This is a genomic window from Nocardia sp. NPDC051911 (genome assembly GCF_040681035.1).
GTDB classification, from domain to species: domain Bacteria; phylum Actinomycetota; class Actinomycetes; order Mycobacteriales; family Mycobacteriaceae; genus Nocardia; species Nocardia sichangensis.
Map to the genome: position 1 here is coordinate 1 of NZ_JBFAXY010000014.1, position 8,376 is coordinate 8,376.

10 protein-coding genes and 1 pseudogene are annotated in these 8,376 nt (G+C 69.5%); 9 read left to right on the forward strand and 2 right to left on the reverse strand.

Going from position 1 to position 8,376, the window contains the following annotated elements:
* The 4 genes and pseudogenes from AB0L97_RS18765 to AB0L97_RS18780 form a co-directional block, all read left to right on the forward strand.
* Positions 1-253 (forward strand): annotated as a pseudogene (locus AB0L97_RS18765) (hypothetical protein); the annotation flags it as partial.
* A 155-nt stretch (positions 254-408) separates the two neighbouring features.
* The gene (locus tag AB0L97_RS18770; RefSeq protein ID WP_364431003.1) at positions 409-861 is read left to right on the forward strand and encodes a hypothetical protein; all 453 of its coding nucleotides are present in this window, start codon (positions 409-411) and stop codon (positions 859-861) included.
* A complete protein-coding gene (locus tag AB0L97_RS18775) occupies positions 848-1,951 on the forward strand; it encodes a site-specific integrase (RefSeq protein WP_364431006.1) in 1,104 nt (367 codons plus the stop codon). Before AB0L97_RS18770 ends, AB0L97_RS18775 begins: the two co-directional genes overlap by 14 nt.
* A 103-nt stretch (positions 1,952-2,054) precedes the next feature.
* Complete coding sequence (locus AB0L97_RS18780; RefSeq protein ID WP_364431340.1) at positions 2,055-2,393, forward strand: STAS domain-containing protein; 339 nt, start codon at positions 2,055-2,057, stop codon at positions 2,391-2,393.
* A 48-nt stretch (positions 2,394-2,441) separates the two neighbouring features.
* Here the strand turns inward: AB0L97_RS18780 and AB0L97_RS18785 are convergent, their stop codons facing one another.
* Positions 2,442-3,479 carry an LLM class F420-dependent oxidoreductase gene (locus AB0L97_RS18785; protein WP_364431009.1) on the reverse strand — a complete coding sequence of 346 codons (1,038 nt, stop codon included), beginning with the start codon at positions 3,477-3,479 and terminating at the stop codon, positions 2,442-2,444.
* Positions 3,480-3,627: 148 nt separating this feature from the next.
* Here AB0L97_RS18785 and AB0L97_RS18790 point away from each other — a divergent pair, with 148 nt between their 5' ends.
* On the forward strand, positions 3,628-4,287 hold the full coding sequence (locus AB0L97_RS18790; protein ID WP_355077416.1) for a cyclodeaminase/cyclohydrolase family protein: 660 nt from the start codon (positions 3,628-3,630) through the stop codon (positions 4,285-4,287).
* Between the two features lie 30 nt (positions 4,288-4,317).
* On the opposite strand, the gene AB0L97_RS18795 is transcribed toward AB0L97_RS18790, so the two are convergent.
* The gene (locus AB0L97_RS18795) at positions 4,318-5,220 is read right to left on the reverse strand and encodes an NADP-dependent oxidoreductase (protein ID WP_364431013.1); all 903 of its coding nucleotides are present in this window, start codon (positions 5,218-5,220) and stop codon (positions 4,318-4,320) included.
* A gap of 66 nt (positions 5,221-5,286) precedes the next feature.
* Between AB0L97_RS18795 and AB0L97_RS18800 the strand changes: the two genes are divergently transcribed.
* From AB0L97_RS18800 to AB0L97_RS18815, 4 genes are all read left to right on the forward strand, one after another.
* Positions 5,287-5,721, forward strand: a complete 435-nt coding sequence (locus AB0L97_RS18800) for a helix-turn-helix domain-containing protein (protein WP_364431016.1) — start codon at positions 5,287-5,289, stop codon at positions 5,719-5,721.
* A 187-nt stretch (positions 5,722-5,908) separates the two neighbouring features.
* Complete coding sequence (locus AB0L97_RS18805; protein ID WP_355077411.1) at positions 5,909-6,661, forward strand: L,D-transpeptidase; 753 nt, start codon at positions 5,909-5,911, stop codon at positions 6,659-6,661.
* A gap of 54 nt (positions 6,662-6,715) precedes the next feature.
* Positions 6,716-7,363 carry a hypothetical protein gene (locus tag AB0L97_RS18810; protein WP_364431020.1) on the forward strand — a complete coding sequence of 216 codons (648 nt, stop codon included), beginning with the start codon at positions 6,716-6,718 and terminating at the stop codon, positions 7,361-7,363.
* A gap of 266 nt (positions 7,364-7,629) precedes the next feature.
* Positions 7,630-8,364, forward strand: coding sequence for a hypothetical protein (locus AB0L97_RS18815; RefSeq protein WP_364431023.1), 735 nt, complete (start codon positions 7,630-7,632; stop codon positions 8,362-8,364).
* The last annotated feature ends 12 nt before the right edge of the window (positions 8,365-8,376 follow it).

Genomic DNA, 8,376 nt, shown 5'->3' on the forward strand with positions numbered 1-8,376 from the left:
GTCGAACCCCTACCGCCACCACCTGCGCCACCGCCGCACCGAGGAGCCCGGCGTCGCGGTGCTGCATCTGTTCCACGAGATCAAAGCCCTCGGCTATACCGGCGGCCTGAACCTGCTGCACGAGCTACTCCGCCACCGGACGGATCCTGCTGGCATAGCTGGATCACCACAGGAACTGAGGCAGAGCCGTTACCCGACACTCCCCAAACTGCTGATACTCGACCGGATCGACGCGCAGGCACACGCATTCTGAAGCGCGATCTCAGATGACTTATACTAGGTATCGGGAGAATTCGCAGGCAGGTCCGAGATAGGTGACCTGATGTGCTCTTTCGCGGTCGGCTCGGCCGAACTTCTCCGCGTGCCTGGCTTTCCTTCGAGGACGTATTCGAACGGTCGAGCCGGGCGATGACGTCCGAGTTCGATAGTTTCTATCCGTCAGCCGCCGCCGATGACTGGCCCCGGGGACTGCCTTTCGAGTTTCCGCCGGCGATTTCGGATGTTCCGATCGGCCGTATCCATTGCTCTGTGTCAGCGCTCGATTCCCGGGGCCGGATCGGCGAGCGCTCGGCGCTACGCGCGTTGGGCTGGGGGCCCGGGCAGTGTGTCGAGGTCGGGGTCGACCGTCACATCGCGGTCGTGAGACCCGCCGAGGGCGGGCGGTGGCCGATCGGTCCGCGAGGCTACCTGCATCTACCGGCGGCGGTCCGCCACGGCTGTCACCTGTTCGCCGGGGATCGCGTGTTGCTGATCGCGGCGCTGGACCGCGGAAGGCTGCTGGTCTTTCCGATGGCCGCCGTCGCCGGCGCGGTGTATGCGCATAGTCCGGATCTGTGGGAGCCGGCCGATGGATATCGATGACCTGGCCGCGGCGCGGCATCTGCTCGAGCGGATGGGGCTGACCGTCGATGATCTCGGGGCCGGGACGGGCGCGGAGGTGCCGACGTTCGCCGCGTGGATTCCGGTCGTGCGGGCGGCGGTGCCGGCGACGACGGTCGCCAACTACGACACCTACTGGCGGATCATCGAACGCGAATGGCCGGAGCGTCGGCTCGATGAGCCGTCCGCGACCGAGATCGGCCGGCTCGTACAGGGGCACCGGGACAATGTCGTGGTCCGGGCGAACTCCCGCGATGGGCACGCCGCGGTCGCGCATTTCGTGTCCGCGTTTCGCTGCCTCTACTCCTACGCCGAGCGGGACCGGCTGATCGAGCACCGCGACAACCCCGCAGCGGTCGTGCCCCGCCCGGCCGCATTACCCGGACTGCGCCATGCGCTGACCGTCGATCAGGTCCTCGAACTCGCCCACATCGCCGCCACCACCGGCAACGACCCGGCCCTGGATGCCCTTATCGTGCGCCTGCACATCGAGACCGCGTGCCGGCGCGGTGCGGTGATCCGGCTCGCGCTAGCCGATTTGAACGTCGCCGACTGCCTGGTCCGGCTCCGGGAGAAAGGCGGGGTGGTGCGCTGGCATCCGGTCTCTCCCACGCTGATGCGGCGGCTGGTCGAGCACGCCGCCCAGCGCGGCGGCGCGCAGACCACCGATCGGGTGCTGCGCTACCGCGGCGGGCGTCCGATCGGGCGGCGCCGCCACGACACCCTCACCGCCCGGCTGCGTGCGCGTCTGCCGTGGGCCGCGGCGCTCGGGGTCAGCGCGCACTGGATCCGCCACACCACGTTGACGTGGGTGGAGCGTGAGTTCGGCATGGCGGTCGCGCGCGCCTTCGCCGGCCACAGCGCGAGCCCGGCGCGCGGGATGGCGACGTTCACCTACACCGGTGCCTCGATCGCCGAGCTGGCCACCGCGGTAGCGGTCCTGACCGGTGAGCCGCACCCCCTCGCGACGCGCGATCGGCCGTCCAGGCCGCGATGGGCACGCACCGAGCCCGGTCGGTGCGGTGCGCCGGACCGCCACCCCGGGGCCGAATCTACCCCCAAGACCGTGTAATGTGTCGCAGCATGAACACACTGCGGTTGCATATTCGCGCTGGATTGTGTGTCGTGGAGTTGTGACCAACACTTCCGGAGACGCGTACCCCCTCGCGGACACGATGACCACCACGGTCGCGGCCCACGACGGCGCCACGGTGCTGACGGTGGCCGGCGAGGTCGATCTCGCGACGGCGCCCGCACTGGAGAATGCGATCGATGCCATTCTCAGCGGCAAGCCCGCGGCCCTGATCATCGACCTCACCGCGGTCAGCTTCCTCGCCTCGGCGGGGATGGCGACGCTCGTCGCGGCCCACCAGCGCGCCGGCTCGACCACCGCGATCGCCGTCGTCGCCGAGGGCCCGGCGACCAGTCGGCAACTGAAGATGACCAGTTTGGATCAGGTCTTCGCGCTGCATTCGACGTTGGACGCCGCGCTGGCGGCGCTCCAGCAGAGATGACGCGTGCCGCTGCCGCCGTCGCACCCGTCGACGGCGGCAGCGCCTTTCTCAGGCCAGTTCGCGCAGCTGTTCGATCAGCTTGACGCGCTCGGCGGCGGTGGCCGCCATCGGAACGACGTTCAGGACCGTCACGCCGGCTTCCTTGAAGGCCGCGACCCGCTCCTTGACGTATCCGGCCGAGCCGACCAGGGAGATGTCCCGGACCAGCTGGTCCGGGACCGCCTTCGTCGCGGCCTCCTTCTCCCCCGCCAGATACAGCTCCTGGATGCGGTCGGCCTCGGCGCCGTAGCCGTACTTGGTGGCCAGGGTGTGGTAGAAGTTCTTGCCCTTGGCGCCCATGCCGCCGATGTAGAGCGCCAGATGAGGCTTCACGAACTGCAGCAGCGGTTCGACGTTGTCCCCGATGGCCAGGGCCGGACCCGCGTACACGTCCAGGTCGCCCAAGGCGGGGTCGCGCTTGGCCAGACCCGCGGTGAGCGAGTCCGCCCACACATCCTTCGCCTTCTCCGGCAGGAAGAAGATCGGCTGCCAGCCCTCGGCGATCTCGGCGGCCAGTTCCACGTTCTTCGGTCCGAGCGCGGCCAGCAGCACCGGAATGCGCTCACGCACCGGGTGGTTGATCAGCTTGAGCGGCTTGCCGAGACCGGTGCCCCGTTCGGCGGGCAGCGGGATCTGGTAGTACTTGCCCTGGTATTCCAGGCGCTCGCGCCGCCAGACCTTCCGGCAGATCTCGACCAGTTCCCTGGTCCGGCCGATCGGCGCGTCATAGGGCACGCCGTGGAAGCCCTCGATCACCTGCGGACCCGACGCGCCCAGCCCGAGCACGTACCGTCCGTCGGAGACGAAGTCCAGGCCCGCCGCGGTCATGGCGGTCAGGCTCGGGGTACGCGTGTAGAGCTGCAGGATGCCGGAGGCCAACTGCAGGCGCGTGGTCTTCGCGGCCAGGTAACCGAGCGCGCTCACCGCGTCGAACGAGTACGCCTCGGGCACGAACACGATGTCCAGGCCCGCCCGCTCGAGGTCGGCGACTTCGGCCGCCGCCTCTTTGAAGCCCCCCGAGTAGTTGATGCTCAATCCGATGCGCATGGCACTCAACATAACGGCGGGTACGCTCGGGCCGCGCACCGGCCACAGGGGAAGGCCCGGCAAGGCGTGGTCACGACCGTACGACCGGCGGCACGGGGTAGCGTCTACTCGTAGACCATCCTCGCCGTAAACGAAAGGCAACACCCTCGTGTCGCAGACCAGCTCGTCGTCCACGGAAACTGCGCCGTCCTTCGGCGGGGCCGCCCTGGCGCAGTACCTGAGCGATCTGGCCGCCAAGATTCCCGCACCGGGCGGCGGCGCGGTGGCCGCGCTGCACGCCGCGCAGGCCGCCGCGCTCGTCGCGATGGTCGCGCGATACACCACCCGCGCCAAGGACGCCGAGAACCGGCCGGTGGTCGATCGGATCATCGAGGCCGCCGACGCGGCCCGCGAGCGCGCTCTCGCGCTGGCCGACGCCGACGCCGCCGCGTTCACGGCTGTCGGCGCCGCCTACAAGCTGCCCAAGGACACCCCGGAGGATCTCGCCGCCCGCACCGCGGCGATCAACGACGCGCTGATCGAGGCCGCCCGCGTGCCCGCCGCCGTCGTCGACGAGGCGGACGAGGTGCTGTCGCTGGCGGCGGAGCTGTTCCCGATCGGGAATCCGAACGTCGTCACCGACATCGGCGCGGCCGCCGACGCCTGCCGCGCCGCCGCGACCTCCTCGCAGCTCAACATCGAGATCAACGTGGCGTCGCTGCCCGCCGCCGAGGGCGACCGGTTCGCCGCGGTCCTGGTGCGGATCGACGAGCTCACCGCGCGGGCGGACGCCCTGCACGCCGACGTCGTGCACGCCGTTCGCCGCTGACTCGCTCGCGCGGGCCGCGGCCCGGCCCCGTCAGGCGGGCGGGTTCCAAGCGACCAGCACGATCTTGCCGCGCACCCGTCCGGACTCGCTGAGTTCGTGCGCCTTCGCGGCATCCGCGAGCGGTAGCACCTGGTCGATGGTCGCGCGCAGATGACCGCGCTCGACCATCGTGGTGATCTCGCGCAGCGATACCCCGGACGGTTCGACATAGAACCGCTCGTAACGCGGATCGGCTTCCGCATCCGAACCCTGCGTGTCGATCAATCTGCCGTCGGGCCGGAGCACCGGGACCGAGCGAGAACCGTACGCTCCACCGACCAGGTCGAGCACGACGTCGACGTCGCGCACCGCGGCGCCGAAATCGACCGCGGTGTAGTCGATCACCTCGTCGGCGCCGAGTCCGCGCAGGTATTCGTGGTTGACCGCGCGTGCGGTGCCGATCACGTAGGCGCCCCGATGCCGGGCTATCTGCACCGCCAGATGCCCGACGCCTCCCGCGGCGGCGTGCACCAGCAGGCGTTGCCCCGCTCCGAGCGCGGCCAGCGCCTGCCACGCGGTCAGCGCCGCCGTCGGCAGCGCCGCGGCGTGCACCAGGTCGAGGTTCCTCGGCTTCGGCGCCAGGGCGTGCGCTTGCGCCACAACGTATTCCGCGTTCGCGCCGCCGAAGACCATGCCGTATACCGGATCACCGACCGCGAACCGGTCCACACCGGGTCCGAGTTCGGCCACGACACCCGACACGTCGAGCCCCAGCGTCAGCGGTGGATCGCCGAGCCGCCCGACCAGCCCGGCGCGCACCTTCCAGTCGGCGGCGTTGACGCTGGTCGCGGCGACCCGCACCAGCACCTCCTTCGGACCCGGCCGCGGCCGATCCACCTCGACCACTTGGAGCACTTCCGGGCCACCGAACGCGTATTGCGTGATTGCGAGCATGCACCGATTCTGGCCACTCGTGGTACCTTTCGGAAAGAAGGCACCTTCTTGATACCGAGGTACCCAATGGATACTGCCTGTGACCGGCCCGCGGCCGGCAGCCTGGTCGACAACTACTTGCACCGCTGCCCCGCACGAGAAGTGCTGACCGTGCTCGCCGACAAATGGGTGATGCTCGTGCTCGGCGTGCTGCGCGGCCACGGCGGGCCGATCCGCTTCAACGAGCTGCGCCGCCGCCTGGACGGCATCACCCAGAAGATGCTCACCCGCACGCTGCGCGCCCTGGAGCGCGAGGGGCTGGTGCACCGCGCGGTCTACCCCACGGTGCCGCCCCGCGTGGAGTACTCGCTCACCGAACTCGGCGCGAGCATCGGCGCGATCACGCATGCCATGGGCATCTGGGCCGTCGAGCACCAGGACCGGATCCTCTCCGCCCGAGCGGATTTCGACGCGCGAGCGGCGGCCGCGCCGGAACCGCTGCCCGTCGGCGGCGCGCGCTGACCCTAGCCGGAGCCCTGGTACCGGTACGTGTGCCCGTTTCGACGCGACCCCGCGGGGTAAGCGCTCAGTGGTGGGCGTGTCCCCGGATCACAACTGGACCACGGACCAAGTTCTATCCGTGGCCGAGTTGATCATGGGGGCTTAGACTGTCTCTTGCCTACCACACCAGCTCGAAGGGGTGGACGCCATGAGGAGCGCCATTCGGTACCTGTTCCTCGCGACCGTGATCGTGGCACTGGCCGCGTTCGGGTCGGGCGCGGCGACAGCGACGATGATCGGAAAGCCGTCGACGCCCGCGGTGGCGGCGATCGGACCCTCGAACGGCCAGGTGGTGGGCGTGGCCCAGCCCGTGACCGTTCGTTTCGCCGCACCTGTCGCGAATCGCGCGCAGACGGAACAATCCATCGACATCAGAACGACCCGGCCACTGCCGGGCACATTCGCGTGGACCGACGATCGCGAAGTGACGTGGACGCCCACCGGGTTCCTGCCCGCGGGTTCGAACATCCTCGTCTCGGTCGGCGGCGTGCGCACGGAATTCACCACCAACGCAGGCGTTTTCGGCGAAGCGAATATGTCGGCGCACACGTTCACGCTCACCGTCGGCGGCACCGTCGTCCGGACGATGCCCGCCTCGATGGGCAAGCCCGGATACGAAACGCCCACCGGCACATGGCCGGTTCTGGAGAAATTCCGGTCCGTCGTGTTCGACTCCCGCACCATCGGCATTCCGCTGAGTTCGCCGGAAGGCTACATCATCAACGGCGAGTTCGCCGAACGGCTCACGTGGGGCGGTGTTTTCATCCACTCGGCTCCGTGGTCGGTGGACCAGCAAGGTTACTCGAACGTCAGCCACGGCTGCATCAACCTCGCTCCCGACGACGCCGAATGGGTCTATCACACGATCGGCGTCGGCGACCCGGTCGTCACGCATTGGTGAACGGCGCCCTCCTCCGAGTAGCGTTCGGAAGACGTACCCGAGGGAGGGCCACCGTTGCGCGAGTTTCCGATCCCGCCGCCTCGTGACACGAAAGAAGCCGATTTCCAAGATCTTTGGGGCCCGTGGGCATTCGTCACGCCGGGCGATGTCGGCGAGATACTCGGCGACATCGACGCTCCCTGGTGGATCGCGGGAGGCTGGGCGATCGACGCCTGCACCGGCACCCGGCGGCGGCACAGCGACGTGGACGTGGCGATGTTCCGTGCCGATCTGCCCGCCCTGCGCACCGCCGCGCGCGGCCGCCTGCACATCTGGTCGGCGGGCCCGGACGGCATCCGCCCCGTCGACGAGCGCTACCCTGACGTAGCCGAGAGCGCCGATCAGGTGTGGCTGCGCGCGAACGCTCGATCCCCGTGGCTGATCGACCTTCTGCTGAATCCGGGACAGGACGGGGCATGGGTCAACCGGCGCGATCGCTCCATGGTCGCACCGCTCGACGAGGTGACCTGGATCGCCGACGACGGCATCCGATACCTCAACCCGGAGCTGGTGCTGATCTTCAAGGCCAAGCAGCGCAGGCCGAAAGACCGCGTGGATCTCGAGCGGACCTGGCCGGAGCTGAGCGCCGCACAGCGCGCGGTGGTGCGGACCTACGTGACCGACCACTATCCCGAGCACGAATGGCTGGATCTACTGCGGTAGTACCGCTTCCCGAAATGTCTCTCGGGCAACGGCGCTCGCACTCTCGGCGCCGCGAAACGGCGTCGTGCGACTCGGTGGCGGTCGGCGCGAATCAGCGAGCCGGGCGGGGACGGCGCGGCACACGTGCGCCGGATCGACGTACCGGGCGGTACCCTCCGAGGGGCGGGACGGCTCAATTGTGAACGCGGCAGGGCGTTCCCGGCTCGGGACGATGCGGTTAATCTGACGGGGACCTGATGAAGGGTGGGGCGATGGATCGACCGGAGATGAGCGCACGACCCGGATACGACCGGGGGCATCCCTACAGCGCCGAGCGGCCGGTACAGGCGCCGTCCGGCGAGGACTACCGCGGCGAGTGGGCCGCGTGGGTGAATCGGCCGCCCGTGCCGCCGTCCGAACCCGCGCAGCCGCCGGAACCCGAACCGGAGCTGTACGAGGACCAATTCGCCGGGCTGATCGACCGCTCGCCCGCGCCGCGTTCACGGCGATGGGTGGTGCCACTGCTCGGCATACTCGGTATCGCCGCGCTGGCCCTCGTGGCCTATGTGCTGGTCGGGACCGGCGGCCCCGATCGGCAGGCCGCCGCACCGGTTCCGTCCGCGCAGGCCACCACGCCCGCCGCACCGACCGCGCAGTGCCCCGCCGAGCGGGTGGGCAACCGGATCCAGGGCAACGGCGTCGGCGGATTCGACTCCGGTCCCGCGGTGATCTTCGCTTTTCAGCACGCCTATTACGTGGACCGGTCCGGCGAGCAGGTCCGCGCCACCACCACCGCGGACGCCGCCGTACAAGCAGCCGACGCGATCCAGCGCGGCATCGACAGCATTCCGACGGGCACCACCCACTGTGTCGCGATCAGTCCCGGCGCCTTCGCGGGCCAGTACATCGTGGTGATCACCGAGCACCGCCCAGGACAGCAACCGGTGACCTACAATCCGCAGATCGTCACCACCACCAAGGACGGCGAGCGCACTCTCATCAGCGCCATCGCCCGCGGTTAGGCGTACCTCCGC